General features: G+C 45.2%; 15 protein-coding genes, 1 other RNA gene and 1 pseudogene. 13 read left to right on the top strand and 4 right to left on the bottom strand.

Annotation, left to right across the window (positions count from 1 at the left end):
* The first annotated feature begins 34 nt into the window (after window positions 1-34).
* Window positions 35-407: a transfer-messenger RNA gene (gene ssrA, locus NATSA_RS14045) on the top strand.
* A gap of 250 nt (window positions 408-657) precedes the next feature.
* Here the strand turns inward: ssrA and NATSA_RS14040 are convergent.
* Window positions 658-981, bottom strand: a complete 324-nt coding sequence (locus NATSA_RS14040; protein WP_210513245.1) for a helix-turn-helix transcriptional regulator — start codon at window positions 979-981, stop codon at window positions 658-660.
* A 184-nt stretch (window positions 982-1,165) separates the two neighbouring features.
* Here NATSA_RS14040 and NATSA_RS14030 point away from each other — a divergent pair.
* The 7 genes and pseudogenes from NATSA_RS14030 to NATSA_RS15865 all read left to right on the top strand — a co-directional run bounded on the left by NATSA_RS14030 (window position 1,166) and on the right by NATSA_RS15865 (window position 8,858).
* Window positions 1,166-3,250 (top strand): annotated as a pseudogene (locus tag NATSA_RS14030) (type I restriction-modification system subunit M).
* Window positions 3,247-4,632, top strand: coding sequence for a restriction endonuclease subunit S (locus tag NATSA_RS14025; RefSeq protein ID WP_210513242.1), 1,386 nt, complete (start codon window positions 3,247-3,249; stop codon window positions 4,630-4,632). Before NATSA_RS14030 ends, NATSA_RS14025 begins: the two are co-directional and overlap by 4 nt.
* Window positions 4,632-7,736, top strand: coding sequence for a type I restriction endonuclease subunit R (locus NATSA_RS14020; RefSeq protein ID WP_210513241.1), 3,105 nt, complete (start codon window positions 4,632-4,634; stop codon window positions 7,734-7,736). The genes NATSA_RS14025 and NATSA_RS14020 overlap by 1 nt, the downstream gene beginning before the upstream one ends.
* 523 nt (window positions 7,737-8,259) lie before the next feature.
* Entirely contained in the window at window positions 8,260-8,415 is a 156-nt protein-coding gene (locus NATSA_RS14015) for a hypothetical protein (RefSeq protein WP_210513240.1), read from the top strand.
* Between the two features lie 14 nt (window positions 8,416-8,429).
* Window positions 8,430-8,573 (top strand): hypothetical protein, encoded by a 144-nt coding sequence (locus tag NATSA_RS14010; RefSeq protein WP_210513239.1) that lies wholly within the window; start codon window positions 8,430-8,432, stop codon window positions 8,571-8,573.
* 2 nt (window positions 8,574-8,575) lie between these two features.
* On the top strand, window positions 8,576-8,755 hold the full coding sequence (locus NATSA_RS14005) for a hypothetical protein (protein ID WP_210513276.1): 180 nt from the start codon (window positions 8,576-8,578) through the stop codon (window positions 8,753-8,755).
* Window positions 8,670-8,858 carry a transposase gene (locus NATSA_RS15865; protein ID WP_419539896.1) on the top strand — a complete coding sequence of 63 codons (189 nt, stop codon included), beginning with the start codon at window positions 8,670-8,672 and terminating at the stop codon, window positions 8,856-8,858. The genes NATSA_RS14005 and NATSA_RS15865 overlap by 86 nt, the downstream gene beginning before the upstream one ends.
* Before the next feature lie 220 nt (window positions 8,859-9,078).
* On the opposite strand, the gene NATSA_RS15700 is transcribed toward NATSA_RS15865, so the two are convergent.
* Window positions 9,079-9,996, bottom strand: coding sequence for a sigma-54 interaction domain-containing protein (locus NATSA_RS15700; RefSeq protein WP_336244724.1), 918 nt, complete (start codon window positions 9,994-9,996; stop codon window positions 9,079-9,081).
* 71 nt (window positions 9,997-10,067) lie between these two features.
* Here NATSA_RS15700 and tnpA point away from each other — a divergent pair, with 71 nt between their 5' ends.
* From tnpA to NATSA_RS13970, 5 genes are all read left to right on the top strand, one after another.
* Window positions 10,068-10,502: an IS200/IS605 family transposase gene (gene tnpA / locus NATSA_RS13990; protein WP_210513236.1), complete on the top strand. Its 435-nt coding sequence runs from the start codon at window positions 10,068-10,070 to the stop codon at window positions 10,500-10,502.
* Window positions 10,503-11,589: 1,087 nt separating this feature from the next.
* Complete coding sequence (locus tag NATSA_RS13985; RefSeq protein WP_210513235.1) at window positions 11,590-11,745, top strand: lmo0937 family membrane protein; 156 nt, start codon at window positions 11,590-11,592, stop codon at window positions 11,743-11,745.
* Between the two features lie 153 nt (window positions 11,746-11,898).
* A complete protein-coding gene (locus NATSA_RS13980; protein ID WP_210513234.1) occupies window positions 11,899-12,342 on the top strand; it encodes a hypothetical protein in 444 nt (147 codons plus the stop codon).
* Between the two features lie 204 nt (window positions 12,343-12,546).
* Window positions 12,547-13,614: a hypothetical protein gene (locus tag NATSA_RS13975; protein WP_210513233.1), complete on the top strand. Its 1,068-nt coding sequence runs from the start codon at window positions 12,547-12,549 to the stop codon at window positions 13,612-13,614.
* 146 nt (window positions 13,615-13,760) lie between these two features.
* Entirely contained in the window at window positions 13,761-14,849 is a 1,089-nt protein-coding gene (locus NATSA_RS13970; RefSeq protein WP_210513232.1) for an ice-binding family protein, read from the top strand.
* 77 nt (window positions 14,850-14,926) lie between these two features.
* Here the strand turns inward: NATSA_RS13970 and NATSA_RS13965 are convergent, their stop codons facing one another.
* Together NATSA_RS13965 and NATSA_RS13960 are read right to left on the bottom strand one after the other, a co-directional pair.
* Complete coding sequence (locus tag NATSA_RS13965; protein WP_210513231.1) at window positions 14,927-15,595, bottom strand: DUF748 domain-containing protein; 669 nt, start codon at window positions 15,593-15,595, stop codon at window positions 14,927-14,929.
* 221 nt (window positions 15,596-15,816) lie between these two features.
* Entirely contained in the window at window positions 15,817-17,055 is a 1,239-nt protein-coding gene (locus NATSA_RS13960; protein WP_210513230.1) for a phospholipase D-like domain-containing protein, read from the bottom strand.
* Window positions 17,056-17,367 lie beyond the last annotated feature (312 nt).

The following is a 17,367-nucleotide window of genomic DNA, read 5'->3' as shown; positions in this document are numbered from 1 at the left end:
ATTTTTAGGTTTCGTCTGAAGCAATACCCGAACAGGGGGTGACATGGCTTCGACGGGGTGAGCGCAGTCACAAGTTGCATGCCGAGTTTCCGTCGCGGATTCTCGTAAAAAAATCGGTGGCACTTTAAATGTAAATGCTGACAATACTCAGTATCGAATGGCTGCCTAACAGCGCCATTCCGTCCTCCTGGCGGTTTTCTTGCCAACTGCCTCTGAGGGCGCCAAATCAAGGCAAGATAGGGTAACGTCCCGGTCGGTGGCGTTATCCGAAACCTGACCCGGCCTGGCCTGAAGACAGCCTCGTTGCCCGGCGACCCTTCAGGTGAGATGATATAGGGCAACTAAGCATGTAGAAGCTTGATGGTTCGTCATCTCGGACCCGGGTTCAATTCCCGGCACCTCCACTTGTATTATCAATAACAGCTTGTGAGCCATCAGCTTGCAAGTTGTTATTATTTATTGGTACCAATATTGGTACCAATATACTCTGGATTTTTTAACTGTCTGCTTCCAGGGCTTCAAAAAAAACTTTTTTTCAGAGAGTCATTATTGTCATCCTTGTCAGGACCAGATGAATCTGACAGTTCGTGAGGTTCTGATCGGTCCATTATTTTGTAATTGAAGCAAGCCCCTTCCGATTTGACACTCTTCAGCCGTTCAGCTGTCAGGATTTCTTCTATTTTGCTCCAGCCATTCTTCGATGTCTGTATTATACCACCCCACGGTTCTGGGTCCAATTTTGACCCTATCAGGAAGTCGCCCTACATTTTCCATTCTCCATAAGGTTGATCTTGATACTGCTAACATCTTGCAAAGCTCATTGGGACGAATAATATATTTTTTCGGCATTCCGGGATGCTGTTTTGGCTCCCGGTTCTGTTTTGAAGCTTTGATTTCATCCATTACCTCTACAAGCTCTTCCCGGACTACTGTCCGCACCTCTTCTTGTATGACTTCTCGGATATACGTTTCAAGGTTCATAAGCTCTCTGTTTTTTTGAGGATTCTCTTGTTGAGTATCAATTATAAATACTTCGTGGCTTTTCGAGAATAAATTATCAGGAGAAAGAAGGTGATTTTATACTTCTTGCCGTTCGCTTCCGAGTAGCATAAATTGTCCTGCTGAATCATTTTCACGGAAGCAATAATCAAGGAGATACTTTTACATGTCCCCTGAGACACATTCACAAATGGCCAATTTCATCTGGAGTATCTGCAACCTGCTCCGGGGGCCGTATAAACGCAACGAATACCGAAAGGTCATTCTGCCGTTGACCGTAATACGCCGGTTTGACTGCATCCTCGAACCGACCAAAAAATAAGTATTAAACGAATTCGACAAATTGAAAGGCAAGAGCGAAAACATTATCCGCTCCCGGCTGACTCATGTTACCGGCTCCAGATTCTACAATACATCCAAACTCGATTTCCAGAAACTGCTGGATGACCCGAACAGTCTGGCGACCAACCTGAACAGCTACCTGCACGCCTTCTCGCCGAACGTGCGTCAGATCATGGAACGGTTCAGCTTCTCTGATCATATCGAGCGGCTGAATGAAAAGAACCTGCTATATGAGGTGATCAAATCATTTGCGGCGATTGACCTCTCCCCGGGGCGGATTGACAACCTTCAGATGGGATACATATTCGAAGAGCTGATCCGGGTTGGAGCCGAACAGGCTAATGAAGAAGCCGGAGAGCACTTCACGCCCAGGGAAATCATCCACTTGATGGTTGAGCTGCTGCTGACCAATGAGGATGACCTCGGCGAGCCCCATGTCGTCAAAAAAATCTTTGACCCGGCATGCGGTACGGGGGGTATGTTATCCATGGCGGAACAATATATCCGGGAGCTTAATAAGGACGCCCAGCCATACCTGTACGGCCAGGACTGGAACGATGAGGCTTTCGCGATCTGCAAGTCCGATATGCTGCTCAAAGGGGAAAACGCCGAGAACATCAAGCCCGGTGACAGCTTTTCCGATGATGGTTTCAAGGAAGAGACCTTCGACTACATGATGGCCAATCCGCCGTTCGGTGTGGAGTGGAAGCAGCAGAAGCAGTTCATCGAAAAAGAACACAAGACCATGGGTCATGATGGCCGGTTCGGAGCCGGGCTGCCACGGATCAATGATGGCGCCCTGCTGTTCCTGCAGCATATGATTTCCAAGATGGAAGATCCGAAGAAAGGCGGCAGCCGCATCGGAATCGTTTTCAACGGATCACCTCTGTTTACAGGCGATGCCGGCTCCGGAGAATCGGAGATACGCCGCTGGATCATCGAAAATGACTGGCTTGAGGGAATCGTCGCTCTGCCTGAGCAGATGTTCTACAATACCGGCATATCTACCTATATCTGGATACTGTCCAATCGCAAGCCCCGGCACCGAAAGGGCAAGGTGCAACTGGTCGATGCCCGGCAGTTCTGGGTGCCCATGCGCAAGAGCCTGGGCCATAAGCGGCGTCAGATCGGTGAAGGAAAGAATGGCCGGCCGGATCAGATCGGGTTGATCAGCAAGATTTACGGTGAGTTTATCCATGATGACACCCGGACCGTACCCGTCAATGGTGGAGAAAAGGAAATGGTGGTCAGCAAGGTGTTCGACAACGAGGATTTCGGATACCACAAGATTACCGTAGAACGCCCGCTGCGGTTGAACTTTCAGGCGTCCTCAGAGCGCATTGCCCGTATAGAGGAAGAAAAGGCCTTTGTCAATCTGACCAACAGCAAGAAGACCAGTGAGAAGGCTCGTCAGAAAGAAATTGAGGCGGGGCAAAAGCGGCAGCAGGCCATCCGGGAAGTATTGGAGATGTTGCGTCAACAGACCGGAGAAGAGCAGTTCAAAGACCGGGAAGCGTTTCTGGGCGTTCTGAAGAAAGTCGAACGTCAAACGGCAGGTGACAAGCTATCGGCCACGGAGAGAAAAGTTGTGTTGTCGGCACTATCGGAACGCGATGAGACGGCCGAGATATGTCGCAACAGCAAAGGTGAGCCCGAACCCGACCCGGAACTCAAGGATACAGAGGTCGTTCCGCTGAAAGAAGACATTGAAGCGTATTTCCAGCGGGAGGTACTGCCGCATGTTCCGGACGCCTGGATCGATCATAATAAAACACGTGTCGGCTACGAAATCCCGCTTACCCGTCACTTCTACCAGTATGAACCGCCACGGCCATTAGAGGAGATACAGGAAGACCTGGCTGAACTGGAGAAGGATATTGTCGGGATGCTCAAGGAGGTGGTGGCATGAACAAGGTAGATCCCGATATTCTGCAAGAAGTCGAACAGACGCTGGACGTGGCTGGCATCAAGCGGTTTGAACCGTATCCGTCGTATAAGCCGACCAGTGTTGATTGGTTGGGTGATGTGCCGGACCATTGGGAGGTAATTCAGTCACGGCGATTTTTTAAAATATTAAATGGCTCAACTCCTTCGAGTAGTGAAAGTTCATACTGGGATGGAGATATTGTATGGGTAACACCGGATGATCTAAGCAAAAATTCTGATTCAGATATTCGTGACTCAAGAAGAAGAATTAGCCAAAGTGGATACAATAGCTGTGGGGCTACAATAGCACCACCGAATAGCATTGTTGTTTCTACACGTGCTCCAATTGGTTATGTCGCCATTGCCGGAGTTTCGTTATGCTGTAATCAGGGATGTCGAATATTGGCACCTAACAAAACCCTGGATAGTAAATTTTTCTATTACCAACTTTTATCTGCTGGTTCAGAATTGTCTTCAAGAGGCCGTGGAACAACGTTTACTGAGTTGAGCTATGGACAATTAGCATCTGTTGAGCTTCTTTCTCCGCCTCTTGATGAACAACAAGTCATCGCCCGCTTTCTCGACGACCAAACCCGGAAGATCGATGATCTGATCGAAGCCAAGCAAAAACTCCTGGATCTGCTGAAAGAAAAGCGCCAGGCGATCATCACCCATGCGGTTACCAAGGGTATTAACCCAGATGTCCAGCTGAAACCATCCGGGATCGAATGGCTGGGAGATGTGCCGGAGCATTGGGAGATGAAGAAACTTAAGTATACATGTGATTTTTCTGGTGGCTTTACTCCGAATACTAAAGTAGTCGATTATTGGGATGGTGATATACCATGGGTATCCCCAAAAGACATGAAGCATCGATATATTTCTGAGACAGAAGACTATGTTACTGAACTTGCAGTTAATGAGGTTTTCAGAAGAATAGTGGCACCAAAATCAGTTTTAATAGTTGTTAGATCAGGAATTCTGATTCATTCGCTTCCAGTAGCGATTAATAAAACTGGCGTAACAATCAATCAGGATATGAGGGCACTAATGCCCAAAAAAATGTTGGATAGTGAATACTTGGCATTACTAATACATGGTAATCAGAGCGCTTTGTTACATGTCTTAACAAAGCCCGGCACTACTGTTCAAAGCATTGAATCACAATATTTACTAAATGAGCCAATACCCGTTCCACCGATTGATGAACAATTAGATATTGTGAATTACATCAATAATAAAATCCATAAAATAGATTTGTTGACAACCGAAACCAACAAAGCCATCGAACGCCTCACCGAATACCGAATCGCACTTATTTCAGCGGCGGTGACGGGTAAAATTGACGTTCGAGGGAGGGCTTAATGAGTAAACGAACCTCAGAACAGGCATTTGAGAGCTATGTTGAACAGATTCTGCTCAATCAGTCCGGCTGGACAAAAGGCGAGGTATCCGACTGGGATTCAAATCGCGCGATCATCCCGAATGACACCTTCGGCTTCATTGAAGACACCCAGCCGAAGCTATGGAGCCAGATGTCCCGGCTTCACGGCGAAGAGCTACATGCCAAGCTTCTGGAAGCACTATGCAAGGAACTCGACCTGAAAGGTACGCTGCATGTGCTTCGCCAGGGTTTCAAGTTCTACGGCAAAACCTTCAAAATGGCATGGTTCAGGCCGGCCCACGGGCATAATCCGGAAGTCGAGCAGCTCTATGCCGGCAACCGTCTGACCGTCATGAGACAGGTTCCTTGCCACCCGGGATCCAAAGACACCGTGGATCTGCTGTTTGCCGTTAACGGCCTGCCCGTGGCCACCTGCGAGTTAAAAAATCCGAATACCGGCCAGACCTGGCAACATGCCATCCGGCAGTACAAAAAGGATCGGGACCCGAACGCTCCACTGTTCCGGTTCACCAAACGGGCACTGGTGCATTTTGCCGCCGACCCGGATCAGGTGCATATGGCCACAAAGCTGGAAAAGGAAAAAACCGTATTCCTGCCGTTCAACCGGGGAAGCCAACCCGGCGAAATCAAGTGCGGCAAAGGCAACCCGCCCAACCCGGATGGCTACCGTACCGCTTACCTCTGGGAGGATGTACTTTCACGCGATAGTCTTCTGGATATTCTTGGTGGGTTCATGTTCCTTGAACACAAAGAGAAGAAGGTCGATGACGGCAAGGGCGGCAGAAAGACCGTTAAAAAGAAGACCTTGATCTTCCCCCGGTATCATCAGCTCGACAGTGTCCGCAAGCTGGTCAGAGCCTCACGCAACGAAGGAGCCGGCAACAACTACCTGATCCAGCACTCAGCCGGCAGCGGCAAGACCAACAGTATTTCCTGGCTGGCCCATCACCTGGCCAGCCTCCACGATGCCGATGATCACAAGGTTTACGATTGCGTGGTGGTCATCAGCGACCGGCAAGTAATCGACCGGCAGCTTCAGGATGCCATCTATCAGATCGAACATGCCCAGGGAGTTGTCAAACCGATTGATGAAGATTCCAAACAGCTGGCCAACGCTCTGGTTGACGGTACCAAGGTTGTCGTCACCACGCTGCAGAAGTTTCCGTTTGTGCTTCGGGCTTTGCTGATGAGCCTGTCGGAAGGAAAGTTTGAGTCTCTGTCCGACGAGGAAAAGAAAAAGGTACAGGACGACGCTGATACCTACCGGGCCAAGATTGCCGACCGCCGTTATGCCGTGGTTGTCGATGAAGCCCACTCGAGCCAGACAGGTGAAACAGCCCGGGAACTCAAGGAAATTCTCGGCGCCGGGGTGGATCATGAAGACGGGGAAGACATCGACATGGAAGACCGGCTAAATCAGATCATGGAGTCGCGCGGGCGTCAAAAGAACCTGAGCTTCTATGCCTTTACCGCTACACCCAAAGGCAAGACGCTGGAGCTGTTTGGCCGTCCGGGTTCGTCCGGCAAACCGGAAGCCTTTCATGTCTATTCCATGCGGCAAGCCATCGAGGAAAATTTCATCAAAGATGTGCTTCATAACTATACGACATACAAGGCATATTATAAGCTGGTCAAGTCAGCCGAGGACGACCCCGAAATGCCGAAAAAGAAAGCCACGCGCTCGCTCGCCCGCTTTTTGAGCCTCCACCCGTATAATATCCAGCAGAAGACCGAAATCATGGTGGAGCACTTCCGCCAGCACATCAAGCCAAAGCTTGGGGGAAAAGCCAAGGCCATGGTCGTGGCCGGATCCCGATTGCATGCCGTGCGATACATGAATGCCTTCAATAAGTACCTAAAAGACCGGGGTTATACCGACATTCATCCGCTTGTGGCTTTTAGTGGGACGGTGCGTGATCCGGATACCAGCATGGAGTACACCGAACCGGGCATGAATACCGATGTGCGAACCGGCGATAGTATACCCGAGGCAAGGTTGCCTGAACGCTTTGACAGTGATGACTATCAGCTGCTTCTGGTTGCCAACAAATATCAGACCGGGTTTGATCAGCCCAAGCTCCTGGCGATGTATGTAGACAAGCGGCTGGAAGGTGTTCAGGCTGTGCAGACGCTATCGCGACTAAACCGGAACTACCCGGGCAAGGAAGAACCGTTTGTCCTGGACTTTGTCAATGAGCGTGAAGACATCTACGCCTCCTTCAAGCCGTACTTTGATGCCACCAGTCTGGAGGAGGTTTCCGATCCGCAGCAGCTCGAAGAGATTAAACACGAAATGGATCAGATGCAGGTGTATCACTGGCCGGAGGTGGACGCTTTTGCTGAGATATTCTACAAACCGGTTTCCAAACACCAGCGAAAGGATCATGCCCGGATGGAGCAGCAGCTTCAGCCGGCCGTGGATCGCTTCAAGGAATTGGAAGAAGAGCAGCAACAGTTGTTCCGGGATAAACTCCGTGGCTATGTGAACATCTACTCGTTTTTAAGTCAGATCATGCCCTGGAGTGACTCCGACCACGAGAAACTCTACAGCTTTGGACGGTTTCTGCTTCCGCATCTGCCTACCGGTCGGGAAGAACACATCATCAGTCCGGAAGACGATGTAGCTCTGCGGTACTATCGACTGGAACAAGTCGCCACCGACCCAATAAACCTGGACGAAGGAGATGATGTAGAGGTGAAGAGTCCAACAGATGTAGGCAGCGGAAAGGCTACCGACGAGCAGGCACCGCTTTCCAGTATTATTGAGGTGCTCAACGAGCGATTTGGCACGGACTTTACAGAAGAAGACCGGTTGTTCTTTGAGCAGGTCACCGAACATGCCAGCCAGAATGAGCAAGTAATTCAAACTGCCAAGGCCAACTCTCTGGACAAGTTCAAACTGGGCATCAAGGATATGGTCGATAACATGATGATCGAGCGCATGGCCAAGAACGACGACATTGTAACGCGGTATATGGACGACAAAGAGTTCAAACAGGTGGCCTTATCCCATCTGGCCAGGGAGATATTTGACAGGGTATTGGAAAGGGAAGTGGATAGATGATTTTGCTAAATCTCTACTCCTGTATGACAGAGGCTTAATATGGATTGTTTCTTGTTCGCATGGAATCCAAAGAATTGGAAATGGGCTGATCTTGAAGACGATATACAGCAAATTGACAATGCCGGCAGTATTGCAATAGGCTGGAGCCTTATCATTAGCCGAACGGCAAGGGTGTCGTTCCATACCTGTACGGAAGGTGTGTATGTATATGTGGCGGGTACGCGCGTACATCGAGCAGGGCAGGCGGTGGGTCGTGGATATCGATCTGGAGAAGATCTTCGACCGGGTTAACCACGATGTGCTTATGGCACGAGTGGTCCGTAAGGTCAAAGAGTGCGGTAGACCGCCCATGGAACCGGACGTACGGTGGTGTGAGAGGAAGATTAAAGGTGTTTATACTTGCATAGATTAAGATCTGCCGGTATGTATAACTGTTCAGCCAAAAACAGAAATATCCAGCAGAAAGACTTGTCGGATCAATTACATATTGCGGGGAGTAGGATGAGAATTTGTATACTTGGGCATGGAAAAAGACCTGCTCAAACTCTTTCTGCCCGAGGGGCTGCTTGATCACTTCGATATCGAAAAGATCGAGCAGGGCATTGAAAATAAAGACCGTCACAGCCAAACGGTCGGCTTTTTTAAAAGAAACGCGTGGAGACGCGCACCGAATCCTTAAAAAGTATCGCTGAATTGAGTGGAATCGACTATCCGAGGATGTATCGCGAATACAAGCGGGTAAGCGGCTATGAGGACTGGCCGGCCCGTAAACACGCCAGAGAGTATCTGGTTTTTCCGGAAAACATCGGCCAGAAGCTGAGCCTGGAGACGAGCTGAGTGTGAGCAAAGGCGAATTGTACACATTTTTAACGAATAAAGTCGCCAAAGGGCAAAAAGAGGCGCTGGTGGGGAGTATAGGAAGTATCCGAACCGATGACAATGTGGTTTCATATCAGCCGTATACCGCAACAAAAACGTTTGCAGGTCAAAGGGTTCCGCCGAGTGGCGTATACGATTGAGCATCACCTTGAGGATATTATCAACTTCTTTGAGAACAGGTCAACCAATGCTTCAGCCGAGGCATTGGTTGAGCAATTTACAAAGAAGAGTCTTGGAAACTGAATGGGTGGCGATTCATCAAACACGAGAAAATCTACCTTCATTTGTCGAAAAACGGACAAGAGCTATTCGCACTTTGCTCTGAGTTCATAACCTTTTATAATACCAGCCGGTCTCATTCCCGAATTGGAAAAGTGCCTCCAAAGAAACGGATCCCCCGGCAGCTTAAAACCAAACTTATAATCCTTAAAAAAATTTGTCCAGCCATTCCCGACCACCTCCCTCAATCCATGGCATACTGCTCATCCCCGTATTTATCCAATTTGTTATGAAGTGTCTTTCTGGCAAAACCAAGTATTTTCGCAGCTTCTGTTTTATTATTATCAACGGAACTCAATGTTTGATGAATCGCCAGACGTTCAATTTCATCCAGACTTGCCCCAATCGGGATTTGCAGAATTCCGCATGCTTCCCCAAGGTAGGCCGGTGTGTGTGTGTTCCGGGAGTTTGTAATGGAGGCGGGTAGCATTTCAGCGCTGATGTAGTCACCCCCTTCAAATAGTACCGTAGTTCTTTCTATGCAATTTTTAAGCTCTCGAATATTTCCCGGCCAATCATATGCCATCATTAAGGCCCGGCTTTCATCGTCAAATAAAAAATCAGGCTTCCCGTACAAGTCACAGAATTGACTTTTATAGAATTCTATAAGCAGTGAGATATCCTCTTTTCTATGCCTCAAAGGAGGTACATAAAGTTCAATTACATTCAGACGATAGTATAGATCTTCCCGAAAACTTCCCGATTTAACCTGGTCGTTGAGAATCTTGTTTGTAGCTGCAATTAATGTGAAATCAACATGGATCTCCTCTTTTCCACCTACTCTTCGAAATGACCCAAGCTCTATCGCACGCAGTAATTTAACCTGAGCACTGAGTGACATTTCACCGATCTCATCAAGAAAGAGTGTCCCTTTATCTGCCAGTTCAAAACAACCTTTCTTCTGTGCATCAGCTCCTGTAAACGCCCCCTTCTCATGGCCCAGCATTTCGCTCTCTACCAGTTCTTCCGGAATAGCTCCACAATTGACAGTTATCATGTTTCTGTTTTGATTCGAATTATGGTAGTGCAACAATCTTGCAAAGACTTCTTTGCCTGTCCCATTCTCTCCTGTAATCAATACTGTTACATTGGTTTGTGCAATTAATGTCCCCTCCGGGGAATGGGAGAAAATCCCTCGCCTTTAGGCGAAGACTTTAGTATGCTTGCGGTATTATGGAAAATTACCGCAAAACATCTCATAGCGTTTACGATATAAAATATCACCTGGTATGGATCACCAAATACCGCAAGCCGGTTTTGCAAGGCGAAGTAGCCGAACGAGTTCGGGAATTGGTTCGCGAGCAGTGCAAGACCATGGATATCGAAATCATAAGTGGTCATGTTTCCAAAGATCATATCCATCTTCTGGTTTCGGTACCGCCTCATCACTCGGTAAGCAAAGTGATGCAAAAAATCAAAGGAAAAACCTCGCACAAAATGCTCATGGAGTTCAAAACCTTGCAACGAAAGTTTTGGGGTCGTCATTTGTGGGCCAGAGGCTATTTTGTCGCCAGTTCGGGAAATGTGACCGATGAAGTGATTATGAAGTATATCGAGGAGCAAAATGTTGAAGGTAAAGACGGAGAATTTAAAATCGAAGACAAGTAGACATTTGTCTACATCACAAAGCTATCGACTTTAGTCGATAGTAGTTTACTTTGATTTTTTGGTAGAGGTTAGTCATTACCGGATTTTGAGTAATCAATATTGGTTTGCTTTCTTTTGTATGTTCCATTTTTTTATCTATCTGATTCGATATATACATTATGATCACTCTTCTTGTTCAACTAACGATTTTGAATCAATTTAAGAAATACCCAATATTTATAATTACAATAAGGCTGTTGATAGTTATATAATTGCTATATTGTACATTCTAGATTCTTTGAGGTATGTATAAAAATATAGCCATGTGATAAATGACGGTGTTGTTGCCGCCAGTTAACATCATCATAACCACCTTTTTCGGCCTATTTGGACCGATAAATAAATACTCCCACAATGAGGATAATTAGTGATATCAAAATTGGAACGTAATCACCGGTGCTCACAGCGACATCTGCTCCTAAGAATTCAAAAGATTCAGAATCGTCCAGATATTGATATCCGAAAAACAGGACTCCGATCAAACCTCCTATACTCAGTATACTGCCTAATGTTTGTTTCATGATTTCCCTTTGTTATTTTATGATCCATCATTCCGGGATACGGTAAATTGCTCTCCTAAATGAAAATTTGAGAACATTTATGCTGACATGCATTATGCGTTATGGTATAAGTGTTACATAGATCACAGGTTTTTTGCATTGACTTTGAGTTTGAATGCTTCCGGCATGATTTTTACCAATTCGGTCGCTCTCTTGAATATTATACCGACAGTCTCCTTGTGATATACCTCTCCATGAACTTTGCTGAAACGGAAACGTTGTGTCTGATTTCTAGACTATTCTGAAATAATTGCACACTGCAGAACTCCTTTTGCATTATGACTGCAGAGGGTTCAGGCTATGAAGATTGTACTATCTGTAAAATATATAACTTTATATCGTGTCCATGTAACATTCATCAGTTATAATTCTCACACATTGTAAATGGGCATATACGTTTATACATGTTCCTGCAAGCAGAAGGATAATAATACAATAACAGTGATAAGAGTCTCTGATATATAAATCTAAAAAAAATCAGAAATACCATGGGAAATATATTATACCTGGTTGCTGTAGTTTTAGTAGTTGCCTGGTTAATCGGATTTGCAGGCTATAGTGCTGGAGGCATTATTCATATCCTGTTGGTTATAGCTGCAATTGCAATATTACTTCAAGTAATCCAGGGCAGAAGAATAGCATAGCAAAGTGATAAAAATACTATGCAAAAATAAAGGGTAAATAACAAAAAGTGAACTAGCAAGTCAGCCTTATATTATACGACTTCAAAAAGTCTAAGGTAAAATAAGCATACATATCGATTCATTCACTCATTATAAATAAACCGAGAAAACAATATGAAGATACTATACATCATTCTTGCTTCTGTACTATTGGCAGGTGCAATCCAATCAACATCTTATGCACAATCAGTGAATATTACAGAATCCTTTAAAAAGCACTTTAATGAAACCGTTCAGGCAGTCCATGAAACAGACGATGCAGACGAAAAACGAGCTATTTTAAATGAATCATTCAATAAGATGATCAGCGTAATAGATCGAATTGAATCGGCGGTATCCCTTACCGAAGATGAAAACGCAATACTTGCAACCTATAAATATGATTTGGAAAAAAAGAAGAATCAGTTAAACGGGCTTGATGGGTATGACCAAGTTGTGGATAAAGATCTGGATGATTTTTCAAATTTTTCCCAGGATATGATTGAACAGGCCAGTCGTACTATAACCATTGGTGTTACAACAGCTCTTTTGATTCTTATCATACTGCTTCTTTTATGATCTGTACACACTCCAAGAAATGAATTATCAAGAGTGAAGAGTCCCTCTCTGCCGTCTACTGGAATGATTCCAATTCGACGGCGGAGGTGAGACTCTGGTTTTTTGCATTTAGAAACTGTCAAAACTATTTATAAGCTGTTGATATTTAGTCTTGAAAAAGTCAAAAATTCACTGTCAGCTTGGAACATGTAACATTTGAAACAGATGAAGTACCAGATTTTAAGCGTGATCTTAATAATCGCACTGATTTTTTCAGGATGCAGCCATACATCTGAATTGTCCGGGGAATATTTGCCAGAAAACGAGACGGATGTAAGCTATTCCGTCTTCTATTACATCCATGCTGATTCTGATTATCTTTATCATGATCCGGATGGTCAGCCGATATGGGAAAATTCTAAAGTTCTTGCAACCGCATTAGAAGTTGCTGAACAAGCAGATTCGGGTGAAGTTTTTATTTATCATCAGCGACCGGGGAAAAAAATGCTGGGACTTTTTCCGAGAAGAAACAGCCGTTTATTTCACTACAGAAACGGGCAATTACACAGCCGGGTTAGATATCGCCATCCGGATAAAAAGGAAGCCTTTCTTGCCACCGAAGCACAACTTGTGAACCAATATCGGACTAAAAACCGGACTGATAATCACCAGAATTACTTTCTCTACTTTGGCCATGAAATTCCATCAGTGAATGGTACAGGCTATCATCGCTCCATGCCTGATATAGATGTAAATACTGCTGCATTTGCCAATGGTATTCAGAACTTTTTGCTATCAGATGAAGATCGGTTTGGTTTGGTACTTCTCTCTACATGTAATAACGGGACACCTGCGATGGCAGAACTACTGATACCGTTTACCAAAGTAATGCTTGCCTCTCCGCAAAATCTGCACTTATCTCATTTTGACTCAGGTAAAATGGACCTCCTGGAAAGGGAACCGGGTATTTCGCCGCTTCAATTGGGCTATTCAATGGCAGAACAAACGTATCAGCGATTGGATGCAAACGTTCATACCACCATCACACTTGCCCTTTATGATTTAAAGCATGTACAGGGCTATATCCATGCTCTTACCTCGCTCACTGCAGCAAATAGAGCCCCCGATCGGTCCGTGCAATTTCAGGATAATGTTGATTGTGCGGAGTTATCAAACTTGGATCCTGAAAGATATCATAAAGGTGTAAAAACATGGTACAAACCGGCGCGGTTTGGCAGGCAATCGGGCCAACTTACACATTCAGGCTGGGGCTGTAAGCCGGAAGTGAAGTGAAACAGGATTGATATAGAGATGTAGCGAACAAGGTTTGCGTCATTCAGTGATTCATGTAACTCGGGCACATCCTGTTGTAACACTTATTGTGATATCGATATATACCTTGTTTATATGCTAATTATATCACAAAAACCCCGAATATCATGAAAATAAATTATTTATCAAATGCCATAATAGTGGCCTCGCTATTTGGATTCGCATTTATGATTGGATGCGAGAATAAAAGCACGAATGCGGATTTCGATCCCGATGCACCTGTTATTTTCTCAAAAAGTCCGATGAATAATGAAGATAATATAGAACGAAATAAGGTTTTGGAAATCATCTTCGATCAGGCAATGGATCCGTCAACCATTAACAACACAACCATCACTCTGCAACAGGGATCCACAACGATTAACGGTAGTGTAGGCTATTCCGGTACCACGGCCAGGTTTACTTCCCAAAATGTTTTGGCTGCCCAGACGGATTACACAGTAAAAGTTTCAACCGGTGCAAAAAATGCTTCAGGTGTTGCAATTGCTAATGATAATGAGTGGAGTTTCACAACCGGAGGCAACAGCGAACAATTGGAAGTTGTAGAACTCGGGACAGCCGGTAATTATGTAATTCTTGCAAAATCGGCTATAAATAACAACCCGGCCTCATCTTTTACAGGCGATTTGGGATTAAGCCCGATGGCTGAAAGTTTTATAACTGGTTTTTCCCAGACACCGGCAACAGGGTATTCAATATCTGACCAGGTAAACGGAAGGATTTATGCCGCTGATATGGCTGACCCAACACCGACAAACTTGACAACAGCCGTTGAAAATATGGCCACTGCATATGATGATGCCGCTGGGCGAACAGCCCCCGACTTTGTTGAATTATATACCGGTGAAATTGGCGGCAAAACACTTACACCCGGCCTGTACAAATGGAGCAATACCGTTCAGATTACAGACGACCTGAATTTCTCAGGTGATGAAGATGACGTCTGGATTTTACAGGTCGCCGAAAATGTTACGATGAGCCCTGATGTAACCATTACCCTTAGTGGCGGTGCACAAGTCAAGAATATCTTCTGGCAAGTAGCCGGAGAAGTCACAATCGGTAGAACCTCACATTTTGAGGGGATTATATTTTCGATGACCGGCATTACTCTGAATACCGGCGCATCACTCAATGGCCGTGTTTTAGCTCAAACAGCTGCTATTTTCGATGCGAATACAGTAGTTGAACCACAATAAGAAAGAGACAAAAATATCATTATCTATCATGAAACGATATCAGTAATAATATGGGGTCAATTGCAATCAAATCAGGTTCAGTCAATTAAATCCCGCAAGGTATCCAGAATCTCATCACCTCCGCGTTGAGAGGCGACCTGAAGAGCTTCCCGGGCCAGCCGTTCAGCAATTCTCTGAATGATATCTTCCACAGCCTCCTGGCCGCCTCCTCTGCCAAGGTCGTTGAGCTCGATTGTGGCTATTTCGGCATGGACCGATCGTTCTCTGTTAATATCCATATACATATCTACCGAACCGTCGGTCAATAAAAAATGCTCGATGATAAGTCGTTTATCAGTCGACTCCCCGGCCGATACACTGCGTATATTCCCGAGAATTGAATTGATATTATTATCAATCAGTTTCTGCTCCATGATGATAGCCGGTGTGGTAATAACAATCTCGTTAACCATTACCTCATTTGAAAAGACTGAGCGTATTTCCAATTCAATGGAAAAATTATCCACTTGAAATGCATATGCGTGATCATATCCCTCAGGGTTAGCTATGCGAAAACCTCTGACCCGGCCTTTTCCGGAAAACGGTGAGATAAATACCCGGTCAACAGTAACAGCCGTGCCGGTCATCTCTGACCCGATTTCTTCAATACCCGTTTTCACAATCGTATTGAGGCGAACCATTACTACTAATACTATAATGATAGCCAGACCCAGAATTCCGATTACGTATTTAATTGCTTTATTCATAACGATCCCCCTTCATTGCACATAAATGGATATTAAAGAATTGCTGTCAATATGCATGGGTGTTTCTATAACGTTTATGCATTGTATGGATACAGACAGAGTTTCAGTACAGAAGTACTTTATTGATCTGTTTCTTCATTTTCATATGTTCACCTGAACGTATATTTTCAGTTCCGAAAAGACCAAATTAGTCTGGAATCCCACATGGTATTGTCTTCATTTCACAAATACACACCCATAACTATGGCTATTACCCAACCGTAAGCCTTGCAAAAAAAAGAACGGTTTTCCCATACCTCCATGGTGATTCTTTCAGATTGTGCCAAATCTTTCTCATACCATACTGTCATCTGACGGGCAAAATCCTCATCCAGAATGCTGACGTTGACTTCATCATTTAACCGGAAAGACCGATTATCGAAATTGGTTGATCCTATAGTTATAAAATATTCGTCTACAATCATCAGCTTTGCGTGATACATAACAGGCTGATATTCGTGCATCTCGATACCGGCGTCAAGAAGTTGACCCCAAAGTGTATGTGAGGCCATTCGTACAAAACTTTTGTCGATGGTTTCATTCGGAGTTAATATCTTGATATGTACCCCACGGTTTGCCGCATCCACCAATGCCTGTAAAAATTTGTCATCCGGGAAAAAATAAGCCGAACCGATCCGAATGGATTCATCTGCCGAGGCTATGGCATGAAGCATCATTTTTCGTACTCCTATGGATCCGTTTCCGGGGTGACTCGTTGTGACCTGCATGGACAGATTACCGGTTGTTTCGAGATGTGGATAATAGCGATCTCCCCTCAATAGCTCACCCCTGGAGGCAACCCAATTCTTCGAGAACGCACCCTGGAGTTCGTGTACTACCGGTCCTGTAATCCTCAGGTGATAATCTTTATAGCCACCCTCTTGAATGTCATCCAGCCATTCATCAGCCGTGTTAACTCCGCCGGTATAAGCCACCTCGCCATCAATTATCAATAGCTTTCGGTGGGTTCGATGATTTAAATTCGGCACCTGATACCAGGCTGGTTTTCGCCACCGGACAAGTTGTACTCCGGCATCTTCCATAATTTTCAGCTGATCGGTGGTTACATCCGCTGATCCTAAATAATCCATGATGAAATGAACATCTGCTCCCCGTTTTGAAGCATCAGCGAGTTCATGGGCCATCGTTGTCGCAACTTCTTCCCCACTATATACAAAGGTTTCTTTAGAGATACTGTTACGTGCATTACGGATATCCTCATACATGGTATTGAAAATATCTTTTCCCCGGCTCAGTAACATTGCATCGTTTCCCTCAACCCATTGACGGCCTGTGAGTATACCGCTATTCGTTTTGAAAGCCGGGTCATTTACAGAGTAGGAATGACCTATTGGCGTTGTTACCCGCAGAGACTCCGGGGTTGCATTGAAGAAAAAAAGCGTACCTGTCACATAGATCACGAACAATCCTGCTACAGAAAAAATAATTGTCTTCAGGCTGAAACTAAACATCAGTCCGTGAGCATTCTTTTGACGACTAAACAGGCTGCACCAGTTACTCTCTTCATGATGACATATTCTTATGGTGGAGTGTGAGTAGTGAAATATACTATCAAGCGCAATGAATTCCCATATTATTTATGAAATAACTCAACTTTCGGAGTTCATACTAATCCCTTCCTGTTCATTAGGAAAGGCTTGTAACCATGGATGAGTCTGGTAAAACCTGCCTACCAGCTCAATAACCTGCACTAACAAATACCCTTGGCCTTG

This window comes from Natronogracilivirga saccharolytica, from assembly GCF_017921895.1.
Classification (GTDB): Bacteria; Bacteroidota; Rhodothermia; order Balneolales; family Natronogracilivirgulaceae; genus Natronogracilivirga; species Natronogracilivirga saccharolytica.
The sequence above is the reverse complement of the archived record's forward strand: the minus strand, read 5'-3'. Positions and strand labels throughout refer to the sequence as shown.

Bases quoted from the DNA above. Each gene is read 5' to 3' on its own strand.
- NATSA_RS14040 (WP_210513245.1), bottom strand. From the start codon at position 981: ATGAACCTTGAAACGTATATCCGAGAAGTCATACAAGAAGAGGTGCGG.
- NATSA_RS14025 (WP_210513242.1), top strand. From the start codon at position 3,247: ATGAACAAGGTAGATCCCGATATTCTGCAAGAAGTCGAACAGACGCTG.
- NATSA_RS14020 (WP_210513241.1), top strand. From the start codon at position 4,632: ATGAGTAAACGAACCTCAGAACAGGCATTTGAGAGCTATGTTGAACAG.
- NATSA_RS14015 (WP_210513240.1), top strand. From the start codon at position 8,260: ATGGAAAAAGACCTGCTCAAACTCTTTCTGCCCGAGGGGCTGCTTGAT.
- NATSA_RS15865 (WP_419539896.1), top strand. From the start codon at position 8,670: ATGACAATGTGGTTTCATATCAGCCGTATACCGCAACAAAAACGTTTG.
- tnpA (WP_210513236.1), top strand. From the start codon at position 10,068: ATGGAAAATTACCGCAAAACATCTCATAGCGTTTACGATATAAAATAT.
- NATSA_RS13985 (WP_210513235.1), top strand. From the start codon at position 11,590: ATGGGAAATATATTATACCTGGTTGCTGTAGTTTTAGTAGTTGCCTGG.
- NATSA_RS13980 (WP_210513234.1), top strand. From the start codon at position 11,899: ATGAAGATACTATACATCATTCTTGCTTCTGTACTATTGGCAGGTGCA.
- NATSA_RS13975 (WP_210513233.1), top strand. From the start codon at position 12,547: ATGAAGTACCAGATTTTAAGCGTGATCTTAATAATCGCACTGATTTTT.
- NATSA_RS13970 (WP_210513232.1), top strand. From the start codon at position 13,761: ATGAAAATAAATTATTTATCAAATGCCATAATAGTGGCCTCGCTATTT.
- NATSA_RS13965 (WP_210513231.1), bottom strand. From the start codon at position 15,595: ATGAATAAAGCAATTAAATACGTAATCGGAATTCTGGGTCTGGCTATC.